2 protein-coding genes are annotated in these 21268 nt (G+C 74.0%); both read left to right on the top strand.

All coding sequences use genetic code 11. The features are described from left to right. The first annotated feature begins 6 nt into the window (after positions 1-6). The gene (locus ABZU99_RS09690; RefSeq protein WP_356044944.1) at positions 7-20001 is read left to right on the top strand and encodes a non-ribosomal peptide synthase/polyketide synthase; all 19995 of its coding nucleotides are present in this window, start codon (positions 7-9) and stop codon (positions 19999-20001) included. Next, entirely contained in the window at positions 19998-21254 is a 1257-nt protein-coding gene (locus ABZU99_RS09685; protein ID WP_356044941.1) for an MFS transporter, read from the top strand. The genes ABZU99_RS09690 and ABZU99_RS09685 overlap by 4 nt, the downstream gene beginning before the upstream one ends. The last annotated feature ends 14 nt before the right edge of the window (positions 21255-21268 follow it).

The following is a 21268-nucleotide window of genomic DNA, read 5'->3' as shown; positions in this document are numbered from 1 at the left end:
GAGAACATGACGTCTTCGAGGAACAGCCGTGCCTCCGCCCTGCCCGAGGAGCTCCGGGAGGCCCTGCGCCGCCGTCTGGCGGGCAAGGCCGGGCGCACCGGGGCGATCCCCCGCGCGGACCGCGCCCAGCCGCTTCCGCTGTCCTTCGCGCAAGCGCGCCTGTGGTTTCTGCACACCCTCCAGCCGGACGAGGCCGGATACAACAGTGCGGTGGCGCTGCGGCTGACCGGCGCCCTGGACCCGGCCGCGCTCTCCTGGGCGCTGGACACCCTGGTGGAGCGCCATGAGGCGCTGCGGACCGTCTTCGAGGACGGCGACGGGCAGCCCACACAGGTGGTGCGTCCGGCCGCGCCGCTGCCGCTGGCGGTGGCGGACCTCGACGGTGCCGAACGCGGCCAGGAGCCGCTGGAGCGGCGGCTGCTCGCGGAGTACTCGCGCCCGTTCGACCTGCGGACCGGTCCGCTGCTGCGGGCGCTGCTGATCCGCGTGGCGGGCACCGAGCACGTACTGCTGCTGACCGCCCACCACATCGTGACGGACGGCTGGTCCATGAGCGTGCTCGTGGACGAGGTGTGCGCGCTCTACGACGCCCGGGTGGCGGAGGGCGAGCGGGAACCGCTGCCTCCGGTGCCGGTCCAGTACCCGGACTTCGCGGTGTGGCAGCGGGAGCGGCTGGCCGGGCCGGCGCTGGAGAAGCAACTCGACTACTGGAAGGAGCGGCTGGAGGGTGGCGTCCCCCTGGAACTGCCCACCGACCGGCCACGGCCCGCGGTGCGCGGCTCGGCGGGCGCGGTGCATGAGTTCACCGTGGCCGGCGGCACCGCGACCCGGCTCCGGGAGCTGGCCGCGGAGCGGCGGACGACCCTGTTCACCGCGCTGGTCGCCGCGTGCCAGGGGCTGTTCGCCCGCTGGTCGGGGCAGGACGACATCGCGATCGGCACCGTCACCTCGGGCCGTGGCCGCACCGAGCTGGAGCGCGCCGTCGGCTTCTTCGTCAACACCGTCGTCCTGCGCTCCGCTGTGGACACCTCACGCTCGTACCGCGAGCTGCTCACCGACGCCGGTGCCACGGTCCTCGACGCCTTCTCCCACGACGAGACGCCCTTCGAGCGGCTGGTGGAGGCCGTGGGCGCGCGCCGGGACGCGGGCCGCAACCCGCTGTTCGACGTCATGGTGCTGCTCCACTCCGCCCCCAGGGCCACGCCCCGGATGGCCGGGCTGACGGTGACAAGCGTCGATGTGCCCCGCCGGTCGGCCACCTTCGACCTCAGCGTGGAGTTCCTGGAGGACGGTGAGGAGCTGCGGGGCCTGCTGGAGTACAGCACCGAGCTCTTCGACGCCGGGACCGCCGAGCGGATGGCCGGGCATCTGCTGGTGCTGCTGGACGCGGTGACCACCGAGCCGGACCGGCCGCTGCGGGAGCTCCCGCTGCTGACGGACGAGGAGCGGCGGCAGGTGACGGACGGCGGGCGCGGCCCCGCCCTGGCCGTCCCGCCGGTCACCTTCCCCGCGGTGTTCGAGGAGCGGGCCGCCCGCACCCCGGCGGCGACGGCGCTGGTCGCAGGCGACGAGGTGTACGACTTCGCGGGGCTCAACGCGGCCGCCAACCGGCTGGCGCACCATCTGATCGCCCAGGGGGTCGGCCCCGAGCGGGTCGTCGGGGTGAAGCTGCCGCGCACCGCCGACATGGTGGTGGCGATCCTCGCCGTGCTCAAGGCGGGCGGGGTCTATCTGCCCATCGATCCCGAACTCCCCGCCGAGCGGGTCGCGTTCCTGATCGCCGACGCCGAGCCGATGCTGGTGCTCGACGAGACGGCGCTGCGTACGGTCCCCGCCACCCTGCCGGCGTCCGATCCCACGGACGCCGACCGGACCGGCGCGCTGCACCCGGACGCCGCGGCCTACGTCATCTACACCTCCGGCTCCACCGGCCGCCCCAAGGGCGTGGCCGTGGACCACCGGGCGATGGTGAATCTGCTGGTCAACCACCGCCATGGGCTGGTGGCGGAGGCGGGCGGCGGGCCGCTGCGCGTGGCCCTGACCGCGTCGTTCTCGTTCGACACCTCGCTGGAGGGCCTGCTGCTGATGGCCGACGGCCATGAGCTGCATCTCATCGACGAGGCGACCCGGCTCGATCCGGCCGCGCTCGTCGCGTACATCGCCGAGCACCGGGTCGACTTCCTGGATCTCACCCCGTCGTATCTGCGGCAGCTCCTCCCGGCCGGGCTGCTGGAGGATCCCCGGCACCGCCCCCGGGTGCTGATGCTGGGCGGCGAGGCCATCGGGCAGACGCTCTGGCGGCAGTTGGCGGATGCCTCCGGCACCACTGCGTACAACTTCTACGGGCCCACCGAGTGCACCGTGGACGCGCTCTGGGCCCGGATCGGCGGGATCGGCCGTCCGGTGGTGGGTCGTCCGCTGGGCAATCTGCGCGCCCATGTGCTCGACGCCCGGCTGCGGCCGGTGCCGGTGGGCGTCGCGGGAGAGCTGTATCTCGCCGGCGACCAGCTGGCCCGGGGATATGTGCGCCGCCCCGGGCTGACCGCGGGCCGCTTCGTGGCCGACCCGTTCGGGCCCGCCGGAAGCCGGATGTACCGCACCGGCGATGTGGCCCGCTGGACCGCAGAGGGGCAACTGGACTATCTCGGCCGCGCGGACGACCAGGTGAAGATCCGCGGCCATCGGATCGAACCGGGCGAGATCGAGGCCGCGCTGCTCGATCTGCCCACCGTCGCCGAGGCTGCCGTCGTCGCCGTGACCGACGACCGTGACCACGCCCGGCTGGCCGCCTACTACGTACCGGCCGCCGCCACTGAGCCGCCCACCGCGGCGGAGCTGCGCGCCGCCCTCGGGCGGGCCCTGCCGGATCACATGGTCCCCTCCGCCTTCGTGGCCCTGGCCGCCATGCCGCTGACCACCAGCGGCAAGCTGGACCGGCGGGCGCTGCCCGCCCCGAGCCCCGACGAGGCCCAGCGGGAGCACGCGTACACGGCCCCCCGGACCCTGGTGGAGAAGGAGCTCGCGGGGATCTGGGCCGAGGTGCTCGGCGCGGACGCGGTCGGGGTGACGGACAACTTCTTCGAACTCGGCGGCGACTCGATCCTGTCCATCCAGGCGGTCTCCCGCGCCCGCCGGGCCGGGCTGCGGCTCACCTCGCGGGACATCTTCCTCCACCAGACCATCGCCGATCTGGCCGCCGCGCTCGCCCCGCGGAGCACCTCCGAGCCCCACACCGACGACGCCGCCGCCGACCGGACGGACGACACGGGCCCGGCGCCGCTCACCCCGATCCAGCACTGGTTCTTCGCCGCCCATGGCCCGCTGGGCCACTTCACCATGTCGATGGTGGTCGAGCTGCCGTACGACGTGGACGAGACGGCGCTGAGCACCGCCCTGGACACCGTGGTCGCCCACCATCCCGCCCTGCGCACCCGGTTCGTCCGCGAGGGCGGGACATGGCGGCAGGAGCCGGTCGAGGCGGTGGCGGGGCCCTCGCTGGCCCGCCATGACCTGTCCGGGCTGTCCGGGGACGAGCAGCGTACGGCGGCCGAGGCGGCCGCCGAGGCCGCCCGCGCCGCACTCGACCTGGAAGCGGGTGAGTTGCTGCGCGGGGCGCTTCTGGTACGCGGGGCGGGCACCCGGCCGCGGCTGTTCCTGACCGTGCACCACCTGGCCGTGGACAGCGTGTCGTGGCGCATTCTGCTCGGCGATCTGGAGACCGCCTACCGGCAGGCCACCGCCGGGGAGCCGGTGCTTCTGGAGCCGGCCGGCACCCCCTTCACCCGCTGGGCCCACCGGCTGGCCCACCATGTCCGCGGCGGACGGCTGGACGGCGATCTGGCGTACTGGGAGGGCGTACGGCAGGCGGGCGGCACGGACCTCCCGGTGGACCGTCCAGGCCGCGCCACCGCGGGATCCACCCGCACGGTGCGGGTGCGGCTGGACCGGGACGCCACCGACGCGCTGCTGCGCCGGGTCCCCGGGGTGTACCGGACGCAGGTCAACGACGTGCTGCTCAGCGCGCTCGGCCGGGTGCTCGCCGACTGGACGCGGTCGGACCGGGTGCTGGTGGCCATGGAGGGCCACGGCCGGGAGGAGCTGGACGACACCGTCGATCTGTCGCGTACGGTCGGCTGGTTCACCACCCAGTACCCGGTGGCGCTCACCCTGCCCGGCCACGGCTGGGGCGCGGTGCTGAAGTCCGTGAAGGAGCAGCTGCGCGCGCTGCCCCACCGGGGACTGAGTTATGAGGCGCTGGCGCACTTGAGCGCACCGGACTCCCCGGCCCGCGCGCTGCGCGACGCCCCGCTGCCCGGCATCTGCTTCAACTACCACGGCCAGTGGGACTCGGCGCCGGGCGACGACGCCTTCACGCTCACCGGCGAGACCCTGGGACGGGATCTCGCCCCCGAGGAGCCCTCGACATATCCGCTGGACGTCTCGGGTGTGGTGGCGGCCGGCGAACTGGAGCTGACCTGGCTCTACTCCGATCTCGTCCATGACGAGGCCACGGTGCGGCGGCTCGCCGACGCCATGGTCGGGGCGCTGCGCGAGATCGTCTGGCACTGCGCCCAGCCCGACGCGGGGGGCCGTACGCCCTCGGACTTCCCCCTCTCGCGGCTGGACCAGGCGGGCGTGGACCGGGTGGTGGGCGACGGGCGGGAGACCGAGGACGTCTATCCGCTGACCCCGCTTCAGGAAGGCATGCTCTTCCACCGTCTGGTCGGCGGTGAGGAGGACGTCTATGTCGACCAGGCCACCCTGGTCCTGGACGGGGTGGGCGATCCGCACGCGTTCGCCGCCGCCTGGCAGGAGACGGTCGACCGCACCCCCGTGCTGCGCACGGGGGTCGTGTGGCAGGACGTCGAGCGGCCCCTGCAGTTCGTACGCCACCGTGCGGCCCTCCCCGTCGCGCACCTGGACCTGCGCGCGCTGACCGAAAAGCGGCGCGAGACCGAGCTGGAGCGGCTGCGGGCCGAGGATCTGGCCGGGGGCGTGGATCTGAGCACGCCGCCGCTGATGCGGCTGACCATCGCACGGCTGCCCGCGGACCAGGTGGCGCTGGTCTGGACCTCGCACCATCTGGTGCTGGACGGCTGGAGTCTGGCCCAGGTCTTCACCGAGGTGTGCGAGCGGTATGCCGCGGCCGTCCGGGGAGGCCGCCCGGCCCTGCCCGCCCGCCGGCCCTTCCGCGACTATCTGCGGTGGCTGGACGGCCAGGACGGCCGGGAGGCGGAGGCACATTGGCGGGAGGTGCTCGCCGGCTTCACCGCGCCCACGCCGCTGCCGTACGACCGCACACCCCGCCAGGCCCATCGCGCCCGGTCCTCCTCGACCCTGTCGGTGGCGCTCGCGCCGGACGCGTCGGCGCGGCTGCGCCGTACCGCCCAGCGGTGCGGGCTCACCGTCAACACAGTGGTGCAGGGGACGTGGGCGCTGCTGCTGTCCCGGTACAGCGGCGAGGAGGACGTGGTCTTCGGCACCACCGTCTCGGGCCGCCCGGCCGAACTGGCCGGGGTGGAGTCGATGGTGGGCATGTTCATCAACACCCTGCCCACCCGGGTGCGGGTCGAGGGTGCCCGGAACACCGCGCAGTGGCTGCGGGAGCTCCAGATCGCGCAGTCCGGGTCTCGCCGGTTCGAGTCCGTGTCGCTGGCCCAGATGTCGGGGTGGAGTCAGGTGCCCGCGGGCACCGCCCTCTTCGACAGCATGGTCGCGTTCGAGAACTATCCCTTCGACGACTCCTCGGCGCGCGAGGCGGGGCTGCGGATCCTGGACGTCCGGTCGACGGACGCGACCAACTTCCCGCTGAGCCTGCGGGCCCATCTCTCCGACCGGCTCGGCTTCGACCTCGGCTATGACCCCGGGCTGTTCGACGAGCGGACCGCGGCGGCCCTCGCCGACCGGCTGTGCCTGCTGCTCGGCCAGATCGCGGCGGACCCCGACCGGCCGCTGCGAGCGCTGCCGTGGACCACGGCCGAGGAGCGCGAGCGGCTGCTCGTGGAGTGGAGCGGCGCGGGCGCGGCGGACCGTGGGACACCGCGGCGGACCCTGGTGGAGCTCTTCGAGGAGCAGGCGGCCCGCACCCCCGATGCCACCGCCGTCAGCTGCGCCGGGGCGTCGCTGACGTACGCCGAACTCGACACGCGGGCGGGCCGGCTGGCCCACCGGCTGGCGGCCGAGGGCGCCGGGCGGGAACGGTATGTGGCGCTCGCGCTGCCCCGCTCGCCGGAGATGATCGTCGCGATCGTGGCCGTGCTGAAGACCGGTGCGGCCTATCTGCCCATCGATCCGGACCAGCCGGCCGCCCGGGTCGCCCCCATGCTCGCCGACACCGAACCGGTGCTCCTGCTGACCATCGGCGATCTGGAGACCCGGTTCGCCCCCGACACCGCGGTGCCCCGGCTGTGCCTGGACGACCCCGGCCTCGCGGCCGATCTGGGGCGCCGCCCGACCGCCGTCCCGGCCGGTTCCGGGCCGCTGCCGGACAGCCCCGCGTACGCCATCTACACCTCGGGGTCCACCGGTGTGCCCAAGGGCGTGGTGATTCCGCACGCCAATGTGGTCCGGCTGTTCTCCCGTACCCAGGCGTGGTTCTCCTTCGACGAGGCCGATGTGTGGACGATGTTCCACTCGTACGCCTTCGACTTCTCGGTCTGGGAGATCTGGGGGCCGCTGCTGCACGGCGGCCGGCTCGTCGTCGTCCCGTACGCCGTCTCGCGCTCGCCCGAGGACTTCCTGCGGCTGCTGGCGGACGAGCGGGTGACGGTGCTCAACCAGACGCCCTCGGCCTTCTACGCCCTGATGCGCGCCGATGAGGAGAACCCGGGCACCGGGGCGCTGCCGGCGTTGCGCCGGGTGGTGTTCGGCGGCGAGGCGCTCGATCCGCGCCGGTTGGCGGGCTGGTACGCACGGCATCCGGACACCGCGCCCGTTCTGGCCAACATGTACGGGATCACCGAGACCACCGTGCATGTCACCCACACCGCGCTCGACCGGGACAGCGCGGCCCGCGCCACCGGAAGCGGCATCGGCACCGGCATCCCCGATCTGCGGGTCTACGTCCTGGACTCCGGTCTCCAGCCGGTGCCGCCGGGGGCGGTGGGCGAGCTGTATGTGGCGGGAGCGGGGCTGGCCCGCGGCTATCTGCGCCGTCCGGGGCTGACCGCGTCCCGCTTCGTCGCGGACCCGTTCGGGCCCCCGGGGAGCCGGATGTACCGCTCCGGCGACCGGGCCCGGTGGCGCGGCGACGGCGAGCTGGAGTATCTGGGCCGGGCCGACCACCAGGTGAAGATCCGCGGCTTCCGGATCGAACCCGGTGAGATCGAGGCCGCCCTGTCCGCCCATCCGGGCGTCGCCCATGCCGTGGTGACCGCGCGGGAGGACCGGCCCGGGGCGCGGCGGCTGGTCGCCCACACGGTGGCGGCCGATCCGTCCGCACCGCCGCCCACCGCCGCCGAGCTGCGGGAGTTCCTGCGCCGGGCGCTGCCAGAGCACATGGTCCCCGCCGCCTATGTGCCGCTGGACGCCCTGCCGCTGACCGCCAACGGCAAGCTCGACCGCGCGGCGCTGCCCGCCCCCGGCGCGGACGGCTTCGCGACGAGTGCCGAGCGGATCGCGCCCCGCACCGACGCCGAACGCACGGTGGCCCGGGTCTGGGCCGAGGTGCTGGGGGCCGAGGAGGTGGGCGCCGAGGACAACTTCTTCGCCCTGGGCGGCGATTCGATCCTGGCCATCCGGGTGGCTTCCCGGTTGCGGGCGGCCTTCGGCACGGAGGTCTCCCCGCGCTCCCTGTTCACCCATGCCACCGTCGCCGCCCTCGCCGCCGTGCTGGCCGCACCGGCCGGCGCCACGGACGGCGGGGCAATCCAAGCGGTGCCACGGGGCGCCGATCTGCCGCTGTCCTTCGCCCAGCAACGGCTGTGGTTCCTGGACGCCTTCGACGACGGCGGCACCGAGTATGTGACCCCGTTCGCGCTGCGGCTGCGCGGCCGGCTCGACACCACCGCCCTGCGCACCGCCCTGGACGGCCTGGTGGCCCGGCACGAGCCGCTGCGCACCACCTTCGCCGAGGTGGACGGCCGCGGGGTGCAGCGGGTGGGTGAGCCGTACGGGGTGGAACTGCCGTCGTACGACCTTGAGCCCTTCCCCGCCGCCGAGCGTGAGCGGGAGCTGGAGCGGCTGCTGACGCGGGAGGGCGCCACCGCCTTCGATCTGCGCACCGGCCCGCTGCTGCGGGCGTCCCTCATCCGGCTGGACGACACCGAGCACATCGTTACCCTGACGATGCATCACATCGTCACGGACGGCTGGTCCACCGCGGTCATCAGCGCTGATCTGAGCGAGCTGTACGCGGCGGCGCTGGCCGGGCGGTGTCCCGCGCTGACGCCGCTGCCGGTGCAGTACGCCGACTGGGCGGCCTGGCAGCGCGATCCGCGCGGCGGCGCGGCCGCGATGGAGCCGCAGCTTCGCCACTGGCGCGAGAAGCTGGCGGGGCTGGCCCCGCTGGAGCTTCCGACCGACCGTCCGAGGCCGCCCGTCCAGACGAAGAACGGCGCGCTGCTGGAGTTCCCCCTGGACGCGGAGCTGGTGGCACGGCTGCGCGAGACCGGACGGCGCAGCGGCGGCACGCTCTTCATGACCCTCCTGGCCACCTGCCAGGCGCTGTTCGCGCGCTGGTCGGGGCAGGAGGACATCGCGGTGGGCACCGTGACCTCCGGCCGGGAGCGCCCCGAACTGGAGCGGCTGGTCGGGATGTTCGTGAACACCCTGGTCCTGCGGTCCCGGGTGCGTACGGACCGTCCGTTCGCCGAGCTGCTCTCCGAGGTGCGCGGGAGAGTCCTGGACGCCTTCGCCCACCAGGATGTGCCGTTCGAGCGGATCGTGGACGAGCTCCAGCCGGAGCGGGACACCAGCCGCACCCCGCTCTTCCAGGTCATGGTGGCGCTGCACAACCTGGGCAGCGAGGTGCCGAGCCTGCCCGGCCTGGCCGTGGAGGCCGTCCGGATGCCGAACCGGACCGCCGGTTTCGACCTGGGCATCGACTTCGTGGAACACCAGGACGCGCTGACCGCGTTCGTGGAGTACAACACCGATCTGTTCGACGCGGCCACCGTCGAGCGGATGGCCCGTCAGCTGCGGCTGCTGCTCGAAGCGGTGGCGCGGGACCCCGGCCGTACGGTGGGCGAGCTGCCGCTGCTGTCCGCCGAGGAGCGCCGGACCGTGCTGGAGGCGTGGAACGACACCGCACTCCCGGTTGCGGACACGACGTTCCCGCGCCTCTTCGAGGACCAGGCGGCCCGCACCCCGCGGGCCACGGCGCTCGTGGCCCCCGGGGTCAGCTGGGACTTCGCGGAGCTGAACGCCCGCGCCAACCGGCTGGCCCACCATCTGATCGGGCTCGGCATCGGCCCGGAGAAGGTGGTCGCGGTCAGACTGCCGCGCACCGCCGAGCTGATGGTGGCGCTCCTCGCGGTGGTCAAGGCGGGCGGGGTTCATCTCTACATCGATCCCGAACTGCCCGCCGAGCGCATTCGGTTCCTGCTGGAGGACGCGGCGCCCGATACCGTCCTCACCCCCGGGCTCCTGCGGGACGCTCCCCTCGACGCCCTGCCCGTCACCGACCCCACGGACGACGACCGGCTCGCCCCGCTGCTTCCCGCCAACACCGCGTACATCAGCTACACCTCGGGATCCACCGGCCGCCCCAAGGGCGTCGCGGTCGAACACCGCCAGCTGGTCAACCTCTGCCATGACCATATGGCCGAGCTCATCGATCCGCACACGGCCGAGGTTGGCCGCCCGCTGCGCGCCGCGCTGACCGCCACCTTCTCCTTCGACACCTCCTGGGAGGGCCCGCTGTTCCTGGCCGCGGGCCAGGAGGTGCATCTCGTCGACGACGCGGTACGGCTCGACCCGGCCGCCCTCGTCGCCCTGGTCCACGCCCGTGAGCTGGACTTCCTCGACCTCACCCCCTCGTATCTCCATGAGCTGGTGGCCGCCGGGCTGTTCGCCGAGGGCCGCCACCACCCCCGGGTCGTCATGGTGGGCGGCGAGGCCCTCGGGACCGCCCTGTGGCGGGAGCTGCGCGCGCTGCCCGGCGTGGCGGCGTACAACTTCTACGGACCCACCGAGTGCACCGTCGACGCCGTGTACGGACGCCTCACCGACCTCGGGGACCGCCCGCTCATCGGACGGCCCGGCCGCAATTTGCGGGCCTATGTCCTGGACGGCGGGCTGCGGCCGGTGCCTCCCGGGGTGCCGGGCGAACTGCATCTGGCCGGAGCCCAGATCGTCCGTGGCTATCCGGGCCGGCCCGGCCTCACCGCGGAGCGCTTCATCGCCGACCCCTACGGCCCGCCCGGCACCCGGATGTACCGCACCGGTGACCGGGCGCGCTGGGCGGCGGACGGGGTGCTGGAATTCCTCGGCCGCACCGACGAGCAGATCAAGATCCGTGGCTTCCGCATCGAGCCCGGTGAGATCGAGGCCGCGCTGTTGGACCATCCGGCGGTCGCGGACGTGGTGGTGGTGGCCCGGGAGGACACCGGCCATCGGCGGCTGGTGGCCTATCCGGTGGCCGGCGGGCCGGACGGCGATCTCGACCCGGCGGAGCTGCGCGCCTGGCTCAAGCGCGGCCTCCCCGACTACATGGTCCCCGCCGCGTTCGTCACGCTGGACCGGGTGCCGCGCACCGACAGCGGCAAGGTCGACCGGCGCGCGCTGCCCGCACCGCCCGTCCAGCCGGACGCGGCCACGCCGTACGTGGCGCCGCGCACCCCCGCCGAGACGGAGCTCGCCCGCGTCTGGGCCGACGTGCTCGGTGTCCCCCGGGTCGGCGTGGAGGACAACTTCTTCGCCCTGGGCGGCGATTCGATCCTCAGCATCCAGATCGTCTCCCGCGCCCGCCAGGCCGGTCTGGCGCTCACGTCCAAGGATGTCTTCCGCCACCAGACCATCGCGGAACTCGCGGTGGTCACCGGCTCCATCCGGAAGCCCGGGCGACCGTCCGCCACGGCACCGTCCGGACCGGCACCGCTCACCCCGATCCAGCGCTGGTATCTCGACGGGCGGGGGCCCGGCGATCCGCTGCACTTCACGATGACGCACCGGCTGGAGCTCACCGGCGACCTCGACGAGGCCGCGCTGCGGCACGCGGTGGACGCGGTCGTGGCCCATCACGCGGCGCTGCGCACCCGTTTCCTGGCCACCGGCCAGGGGTGGCGGCAGGAGGTGATGGCCACCGCCCCCGGCGCCGTCCTCGAACGGCACGATCTGTCCGGACTCGACGAGGAGTCCCGCTCGCGCGCCGTACAGGAGGCAACGGTGGCGGCACAGACGGGTCTGGACGTCACCGAGGGCGCCGTCGTGCGGGTGCTGCTGTTCGCCTTCGGGCCGGAGCGGCCACCGGAGTTGCTGATCACCGCCCACCATCTGGTGGTGGACGGCGTCTCCTGGCGCATCCTGCTCGGCGACCTGGAGACCGCCTACCACCGTGCCGCCGCCGGTGGCCCGGCCGCGCTCCCCCCGGCGAGCGGCGCCGTGACGCACTGGGCCGTCCGGCTCGCGGAACACACGCACTCCGGCGCCTTCGACGGCGAGCTGGAGTACTGGACACGCATAGCAAGGACCGCGCCCGCCGCGCTCCCCACAGACCGCGAGGGCGTCAACACCCACCGGACGGCGGGCACCGTGACCGCCGTTCTGGGCCGCGCCGAGACCGACGCGCTGCTGCGCGAGGTGCCCGGTGTGTATCGCACCCAGATCAACGATGTGCTGCTGAGCGCGCTCGGCCGGACCCTGTCGCGCTGGACCGGCCAGGACACCGTGCTGATCGGGATGGAGGGACACGGCCGCGAGGACCTCTTCGAGGAGCTGGATCTGTCGCGTACGGTGGGCTGGTTCACCGCCGAGTTCCCGCTCGCGCTGACCGTCGCGCCGGGCGCCGGCTGGCGGGATACCCTGCGGTCCGTCAAGGAGCAGTTGCGCGCCGTCCCGCACCGCGGGCTGGGCTACGGCGCGCTGCGCCACCTCGCCCCGGACACCCCCGGGGCCGCCGAGCTGCGGGACGGTCCGAGCCCGCGGATCGGGTTCAACTACCACGGCCAGTGGGATGTCGCCGCCGCGGACGGTGCGGCGGCCTCCGGCCTCTACCGCGCGGCCCTGCCGGTGACCGGCCAGGACGCGCCTCCCGGCGAGACCCGCGGCTATCTGCTGGAGATCACCGGGGCGGTCCAGGACGGGCGGTTGGAGCTCGGCTGGACGTATCCGACGCGGATGTACGACGAGTCCACGGTGCGCCGTCTCGCGGACGAGGTCATCGCCGCGCTGCGGGAGATCGTCGCGCACTGCGCGGACCCCGGTGCGGGCGGCCGCACCCCCTCCGACTTCCCGCTCGCCCGGCTCGACCAGCGTCAGGTGGATCTGATCGCCGGTGACGGCCGGGAGGTGGAAGACGTCCATCCGCTGACCCCGTTGCAGGCCGGCATGCTCTTCCACGGCCTCGTGGACACGGCGGGGGCCTACTTCGACCAGGTGGCGATCCGGATCGGCGGCATCGCGGACCCGGACGCCTTCGCCGCCGCGTGGCAGCGGGTGGCCGACCGTACGCCGGCGCTGCGCGGCGCCGTCCGCTGGGAGGGCCTTGAGGAGCCCGTCCAGGTGGTGCACCGGACGGTGGAGCTGCCCGTCGCGCACCACGACTGGCGCGGGCTCTCGCCATCCGCGCGGGAGGCCGCGCTGCGACGGCTGCTGGCCGAGGACCGGGCGGCCGGGATGGAGCTCACCACGGCCCCGCTGGTCCGGATCGCGGTGGCCCGGCTGCCCGGTGACGAGATCACGCTGGTGTGGACCTCGCACCATCTGATCCTGGACGGCTGGAGCACCGGCCAGATCTTCGCCGAGGTGTGCGAGGTGTACGCGGCGCTCGTCGAGGGACGTCAGGCACGCCTGGCCGCTCGCCGCCCGTTCCGGGACTTCCTGCGCTGGCTCGGGGAGCAGGACCACGAGCGGGCCGAGGGGTACTGGCGTCAGGTGCTGGCGGGGTTCGGCGCCCGGACACCGCTGCCCTACGACCGGCCACCCACGGAGGCGCACCGTGCCACCTCGGGCGCGCTGACCCGGCTGGAGCTCACCGAGGAGGTCTCCGCGCGGCTGCGCGAGACGGCCCGCGGCCATGGGCTGACCGTCAACACTGTGGTGCAGGGCGCCTGGGCGCTGCTGCTGTCCCGGTACAGCGGCGAGCAGGACGTGGTGTTCGGCACCACGGCCTCGGGCCGTCCGGCCGAGCTGCCGGGCGTGGAGACGATGGTCGGCATGTTCATCAACACGGTCCCCACCCGGACCGTGGTCGAGGGCGGCCGCGAGGTGGTGCGATGGCTGCGGGAGCTCCAGGAGCAGCAGAGCGAATCCCGGCGCTTCGACTTCGTCTCCCTGGCCCGGATCCAGGGCCACAGCGCGGCGCCGGGCGCCGGGGCGCTCTTCGACAGCATGGTGGTGTTCGAGAACTACCCGTTCGACGAGTCGTCGGCGGCCGGTGCCGGGATCGCCATCCGGGAGGTGCGGGCGGAGGACGCCACGAACTTCCCGCTGTGCCTGCGCGCCTATCTCGGCGACCGGCTCGGGTTCGACATCGCCTATGAACCCGCGCTGTTCGACGCGGCGACGGTGGAGCGGGCGGCGGCCCATCTGGAGACGCTGCTGACCGGCCTCGCCGACGGCGCGGGGCGGACCCTGGACGAGCTGCGGCTGCTGACTCCGGCCGAACACCGTCGGGCGCTGCGGGAGTGGAACGACACGTCCCACCCGCTGCCCGGGGGCTCGCTGGGGCAGCTGTTCGCCGAGCAGGTCCGGCGCACCCCGGACGCCGTGGCCCTCACCGGTGCCACCACGCTCAGCTACCGCGAACTCGACGACTGGGCGGGCCGGTTGGCCGGTGCTCTGACGGAGTCGGGGGTGCGCGTGGAGGACCGGGTGGCGCTGCTGATGGAGCGCTCGGTGGAACTCGTCGTGGCCCAGCTCGCGGTGGTCAAGGCCGGCGGGGTGTATGTGCCGGTGGACGTGCGCGCGCCACGCGAGCGGCAGCGGGTCCTGCTGGATCAGGCGGGCGCGGCGGTCGTGCTGACGCCCGAGGAGGTGGCCGCCGCGCGCGAGGGCGAGTGCGCGGCTCCCGAGGTCCGCGTGGACCGGGACAACCTGGCCTATGTGATGTTCACGTCCGGGTCGACGGGGGTGCCCAAGGCCGTGGGAGTGCGCCACGGCGATGTGGCGGCGCTCGCCCTCGACCGCGCCTTCGCCGGGGGCGGGCACGCACGGGTGCCGCTGCACTCACCGGTGGCGTTCGACGCCGCCACCTACGAGGTGTGGGTGCCGCTGCTGGCCGGCGGCCGGGTGGTGGTGGCCCCGCCGGGCGAGCTGGATGGCACGGCGCTGCGCCGTCTGGTGGCCGACCACGGGGTGACCGGGCTGTGGCTGACCGCCGGGCTGTTCCGGCTGCTGGCGCAGGACGACCCGGACTGCTTCACGGGGCTGCGCGAGGTGTGGACCGGCGGCGATGTGGTGCCCGCGGCCTCGGTGCGCCGGGTGCTGGCCGCCTGCCCCGGGGTGACCGTCGTGGACGGGTACGGGCCGACCGAGACGACCACCTTCGCCACGTGCTTCCCGATGTCCGCCGCCGACGGGGTGCCGGGGGTGGTGCCGATCGGCCGGCCGCTGGACAACATGCGGGTGTACGTCCTGGACGCGCGGCTGCGGATCGTCCCGCCCGGTGTCGTCGGCGAGCTGTTCATCGCCGGGAACGGAGTGGCGCGCGGCTATCTCGGCCGGCCCGGCCCGACCGCCGCGTCCTTCGTCGCCGATCCGTACGGGCCCGCCGGGTCGCGGATGTACCGCACCGGCGACCTGGCGCGGTGGCGGCCGGACGGCACGGTGGAGTTCCTCGGACGCGCCGATGACCAGGTCAAGGTCCGCGGCTTCCGGATCGAGCCGGGCGAGGTGGAGGGCGTCCTGGCCGCACACCCCGGTGTCCTGGACGTCGCCGTGGTGGCCAGGGAGGACCGGCCCGGGGTGAAACGGCTGGTGGCCTATGTGGTGCCGGCCGACGGCGTCCCGGCGGTGGATCCGGCCGGGCTGCGCGCCCACGCGGCGGCCGGACTCCCGGACTACATGGTGCCGTCCGCGATCGTCCCGCTCGACGCGCTGCCGCTGAGCCCCAACGGGAAGCTGGACCGGGCGGCGCTGCCCGCCCCCGGCCCCGCCGCCGACCGCGCGCCCTACCGGGCGCCGCGCGAGGGGGCCGAGCAGCTCGTGGCCCGCGTCTGGGCCGACGTGCTGGGGGTCGAACGGGTCGGCGCCGAGGACGACTTCTTCGCGCTCGGCGGCGACTCCATCCTCTCCATCCGGCTCACCTCGCGGCTGCGGGAGGCGTTCGAGACGGAGATCTCGCCCCGGCTGGTGTTCACCCGTCCCACGGTCGCCGCCCTGGCCACGGCCCTGGACACGGCGGAGAGCCGCACCGGGCACGGTCCCGCGCCGATCGCACGGCTCGGCCGCGACGCGGAGCTGCCGCTGTCGTTCGCGCAGCAACGCCTGTGGTTCCTCGACTCCTTCGAGCCGGACAGCACCGAGTACATCACTCCGCTGGCGCTGCGGCTGCGCGGAACCCTCGACGCCAGAGCGCTCGGCGCCGCGCTGACCGCGCTGGTGGCCCGGCACGAGTCGCTGCGCACCACCTTCGAGGCGGTGGACGGCCGAGGGGTGCAGATCGTCCACGAGCCCCCTGAGATCCGGCTCACCCCGCACGATCTGTCCCGGCTGCCCGCCGGGGAGCGGGAGGCGGAGCTCATGGAGCTGCTGGCGTACGAGCGGACGCGCCCGTTCGACCTGCGGCGCGGCCCCCTGCTGCGGACCGGGCTGATCCGGATGGGCGAGAACGACCATGTGCTCAGCCTGACGCTGCATCACATCATCACCGACGGCTGGTCCACCGGGGTGCTCACCGGCGATCTGCGGGAGCTCTACCGGGCGGCGCTCAGCGGCGAACCGGCCGCGCTGCCACCGCTGCCGGTACGGTACGCGGACTACGCGGCCTGGCAGCGCGCCGAGCTGTCCGGACCGCACGCCGAGGAGCAGCTCGCCTACTGGAAGCGCCAGTTGGCCGGGGTGCCACCGCTCGAGCTGCCCACCGACCGGCCCCGGCCCGCGGTGCAGACACGCAACGGCGCGACGGTGGAGTTCGAGGTGGCGGCGGCGGTGAACCGGCGCCTCAAGGAGTTCGGGCAGGCCCGGGGAACCACGCTGTTCATGACGCTGGTGGCGGCGTCCCAGATTCTGCTGGCCCGGCTGTCGGGGCAGCGGGACATCGCGGTGGGCACGGTGACCTCGGGCCGTGATCGCGCCGAGGTGGAGCGGCTGATCGGCTTCTTCGTCAACACCCTGGTGCTGCGCTCCACGGTCGATCCCCGGGCCGGTTTCACCGACTTCCTGGCCGAGGTGCGTTCGACCGTGCTCGACGCCTTCGCCCACCAGAGCGTTCCGTTCGAGCGGGTGGTGGACGAGGTGCAGCCGGCCCGGGACACCAGCCGGACACCGCTCTTCCAGGCCATGGTGGTGCTCCAGAACATCCCGGGCCAGGCGATGGACCTGCCCGGCCTGACCGTTGAGGACATCGCCCTCGACGTCCACACCGCGAGCTTCGATCTCACCCTGGAGTTCGCGGAGGCCGACGGTGGCGTGCTGCGCGGGCTGGTCGGCTACAACACCGATCTGTTCGATGCCCAGGCCGCCGAGCGGATGGGCACGGCCGTCCAGGCTCTGCTCGCCGGTATCGCCGACGATCCCCAGCGGCCGGTCGGCGCGCTGCCGCTGACGACCCCAAAGGAGCTGCGGCGCGCGCTCGTCGGGTGGAACGACACCCGGCGCGAGGTGCCCGCGGCCACGCTGCCCGAGCTGTTCGAGCGGCAGGCGGCGGCGTCCCCGGACGCGGTGGCCGTCCGGTACGGGGGGCGTGACCTCACTTTCGCCGAGCTGGAGTCGGCGGCGAACCGGCTGGCGCACCGGCTGATCGGGCGCGGCGTGGGGCCGGAGCGTCTGGTGGCGCTGGTGCTGCCGCGGTCGGTGGAGACGGTGGTCGCGCAGCTGGCCGTGGCGAAGGCCGGCGGTGCGTTCCTGCCGGTGGACCCCGGCTATCCCGAGGAGCGCATCGCGTTCATGCTGCGGGACGCCGCGCCCCTGGTGGTCCTCGACGACGCGGCCTCGGTGTGGGTCGAGGACTGCCCGGCGGGGCCTCCGGAGGACCGGGCGATCGCAGCGGACCACCCCGCCTATGTCATCTACACCTCCGGATCCACCGGGGTGCCCAAGGCGGTCGTGGTCACCCACGCCGGGCTGGCGAGCTTCTCGGCGGCCGGCGCCGCACACTACGACGTGCGGGCCGGGGACCGGGTGCTCCAGTTCGCCTCGCCGAGCTTCGACGCCTCCGTACTGGAACTGTGCGTCTCCCTTCCTGCGGGGGCGTCGCTGGTGGTGGCGGAGGAGGGCCCGCTGCTGGGAGAGCGGCTGGCCCAGGTGCTCGACGAGCAGCGGATCACCCATGCGCTGATCCCTCCGGCGGCGCTGGCCACCGTGCCGGAGGCGGCGCGGCAGGCGGGACTGCCCCAACTGCGCACCCTCATCGTCGGGGGCGACGCCTGCTCCGCCGAGCTGGTGGACCGCTGGGCACCCGGGCGCCGGATGGTCAACTCCTATGGCCCGACGGAGGCGACGGTGGTGTCCACCTGGTCGTCGCCGCTGACCGCCGGTGCGGGGCTGCCGCCGATCGGGCGGCCGATCTGGAACATGCGGGCCTATGTGCTGGACGAGGCGCTGCGCCCGGTGCCGGTGGGCGTGGCGGGGGAGCTGTATGTGGCGGGCGCGGGCCTGGCACGCGGCTATCTGGGCCGGCCGGGGCTGACCGCCTCCCGTTTCGTGGCGGACCCCTTCGGGCCACCGGGAAGCAGGATGTACCGCACCGGCGATGTGGTGCGCTGGACCGGCGACGGTGAGCTGGTGTTCGTCGGCCGGGCCGACGACCAGGTGAAGGTCCGCGGCTTCCGGATCGAACCCGGCGAGGTGGAGAGCGCGCTGCGGCGCAGCCCCGAGGTGCGGGACGCGGTGGTCGCCGTACGGGACACCCCGCCCACCCCGGAGCAGCCCTCCGGGGCGAAGCGGCTGGTGGGCTATGTCGTCCCGGCGCCGGACGCCTCGCCGACCGCCGCCTCCCTGCGCGACTTCCTGGGACGGATCCTTCCGCCGCACATGGTGCCCTCCGCGTTCGCCACCCTGGACGCCCTCCCGCTCACCCCCAACGGCAAGGTAGACCGCCGCGCCCTGCCCGATCCGGATCCGGCACCGTCCTCCGGGGCGGGCCATGTCGCCCCGCGCACCCCACTGGAGAGCCGGATCGCGACGATCTGGGCGGATGTCCTCGGCCTGGAACGGGTCGGCGTCCACGACAACTTCTTCGACCTCGGAGGGGATTCGATCCTCTCCATCCAGGTGGTCTCCCGCGCCCGGCAGGCGGGGCTGCGCCTGTCCACCAAGGACCTGTTCACCCATCAGACGGTGGCCGCGCTGGCCGGGGTGGCCACGGCCGAGCGGGACGAGGGCCGAGCGGAGCCGGTCACCGGGCCCCTCCCGCTCACCCCGATCCAGCGCTGGTTCTTCGCCACCCACACCGTCAATCCGCACCACTTCAACCAGTCCGCGCTGCTGGAGCTGCACCAGGGGCCGGACGAGGCGGCGCTGGAACAGGCGCTGGCCGCCCTCCTGGTCCACCATGACGCGCTGCGCATGCGGTTCACCCGCGAGGACGGTCAGTGGCGGCAGTACGACCCGGAGCCCGGGGAGGCCGAGGTGCTGGCCCGCCACGATCTGTCCGGTCTGCCACCGCACGAGGCGGACCTGGCGATGGAGAAGGCGGCCGACGCCCTGCACGCGGGTTTCGTCCTGGAGCGGGGACCGCTGCTGAAGGCGGCGCTCTTCCGGCTCGGCGACGCCCGGCGTCCGTTCCTCTTTCTGACGGCCCACCATCTGGTCATCGACGGAGTGTCCTGGCGGATCGTGCTGGACGACCTGGACACCGCCTATCAGCAGGCCGTCCGCGGCGAACCGGTCGACCTCGGCCCCAAGACCACCTCCTTCCGCGACTGGGCCCGGCAGCTGGCCGGGCATGTCGCCGAGGGCGCACTGGACCACGAGGCCGACCACTGGTCCACGGCGCTGGACGCCCAGCCGCTGCCGGTCGACCATGAGACCGCCGCCCCGGGGGCCGAAACCCGGGCGGTACCGGTGGAGATCGACGCGGCGGACACCGAGGCGCTGCTGCGCTCGGCGCCCACCGCCTACCGCACCCGGATCAACGACGTCCTGCTCGCCGCCCTCGCGCTGGCGCTGTCGCGCTGGACCGGCCACCCCCGGATCGCCGTGGAACTGGAGGGCCATGGGCGCGAGGACGTCATCGAGGGCGTCGATCTCTCCCGGACGGTGGGCTGGTTCACCACGATGTATCCGGTCTCCTTCGAGCTGCCGGACACCGCGGACGGCACGCCCACCGACTGGCGCGGCCTGGTGAAGTCGGTCCGCCGCCGGCTGCGGACCGTCCCCGGCAACGGATTGGGCTGTGGGGCGCTGCGCACCTTCGGCACCCCCGCCGTGCGCGAGCGGCTGGCCGGGGCCGGCTCCGGACCGCAGATCGTCTTCAACTACCTGGGCCAGTGGGACGCCCGGTCCGCGCAGGCGCAGGGCAGCCTCGTCCACGCCGAGCACGGATCCTTCGGCCAGGACCACGACCCGCGCGAGGGCGGTTCGCATCTGCTGGAGGTGGTGGGCGCGGTGCAGGACGGCCGGCTCGGTTTCACCTGGCACTACCACCCCGATGTGCACGAGCGGTCGACCGTGGAGGCGGTGGCCGCGGACTTCGCGGACGCGCTGCGCCGGATCGCGGCGGACTGCCGGGGCGCCGTATGACCGGGGCCCCGCCGGTCTCCCCACCGGTGCCACTGGCGCGCAACCGGGACTACCGGCTGCTGTGGGCCGGCCAGGCCCTCTCGGAGTTCGGGTTCCACGCCTCGATGATCGCGTTTCCGCTGCTGGTGCTGGCGCTGACCGGCTCGGGCGCGGCCTCCGGCCTCGTCATGGGGACCATCGCCGCGGCCCAGATGGTGGCCGGGCTGCCGGCCGGTGTGCTGGTGGACCGGTACGACCGCAAGGCGATCATGCTGGGGTGCGAGGCCGCCCAGGCGCTGTCCGCCATCAGCCTGGTGGTGGCGGTGTGGACCGGCACGGCCACCGTGCCGCACATGGTGGTCGTCGCGGCGGTGTTCGGGGCGAGCGCCGCCCTCTTCGAACCGGCGGAGAGCGCGTCGCTGCCGGCTCTGGTGGCGGAGGCCCATCTGCCCACGGCGGTCGCGATGAACACGGCGCGCTCCTCGATGGGGCAGCTCTCCGGCACCGCGAGCGGCGGCTTCCTCTTCGCCGCGGGGCGCTCGATGCCGTTCCTCGCGGATGCCGTCACCCACACCCTCTCCTTCTTCGCCCTGCTCTTCGTCCGGCTGCCGAAGCGGGAGCGGCCCGCCGCCCGGGGCGGCCATCTCGGCCGCGAAGTGCTGGCCGGGCTGCGGTGGGTGTGGCAGGAGGGCGGGATCCGGGCCACCGTGGTGTGCGCGGTGGTGCTGAACCTGTTCTTCAGCGCCTTCTACATCGTCGTCATCGTGCTGGCCGGAACCCGGGGGGTGCCCTCCGGGGAGGTGGGGGTGATGGCGGCCATGCTCGGGGCGGGCGGGCTGTTCGGTGCGCTGGCGGCGCCCGTACTGCACCGGCGGCTCGGCCCCTACCGCGCCATCGTCGCGGTGTTCTGGGCCCTGGCCGCGCTCACGCCGGTCGCCGCCCTGGTGCACAGCGGCTATCTCACCGGGGTGCTGTTCGCCCTGATGGCACTGTTCCCTCCGACGGCCAACACCGCGATCATGACGGAGCAACTGCTGCACACCCCCGACGAGCTGCGCGGCAGGCTCACCAGCACTCTCGTCCTGGCCTGCGGGGCCGCCGGCGCCGCGGGACCGGCGCTCGGCGGCCTGCTCGCCCAGGTCCTCCCCGGGGACCGGGCGATCCTGGTCTGCTCGGCCGGTATCACCGCCGCGGCCGTCTTCGCCACCGCCAGCCCGGCCCTGCGCCGGCTGTCCCCGAACCGCCCGCCCGGGAAACGGGCCGCGGGGGCCTGACCACCCGTCCATCA

The organism is Streptomyces sp. NPDC005266 (assembly GCF_040607655.1).
Classification (GTDB): Bacteria; Actinomycetota; Actinomycetes; order Streptomycetales; family Streptomycetaceae; genus Streptomyces.
This window is presented reverse-complemented; position numbering and strand designations above follow the sequence as displayed.

Coding starts and splice junctions, on each gene's coding strand:
- ABZU99_RS09690 (WP_356044944.1), top strand. CDS start 7: ATGACGTCTTCGAGGAACAGCCGTGCCTCCGCCCTGCCCGAGGAGCTC.
- ABZU99_RS09685 (WP_356044941.1), top strand. CDS start 19,998: ATGACCGGGGCCCCGCCGGTCTCCCCACCGGTGCCACTGGCGCGCAAC.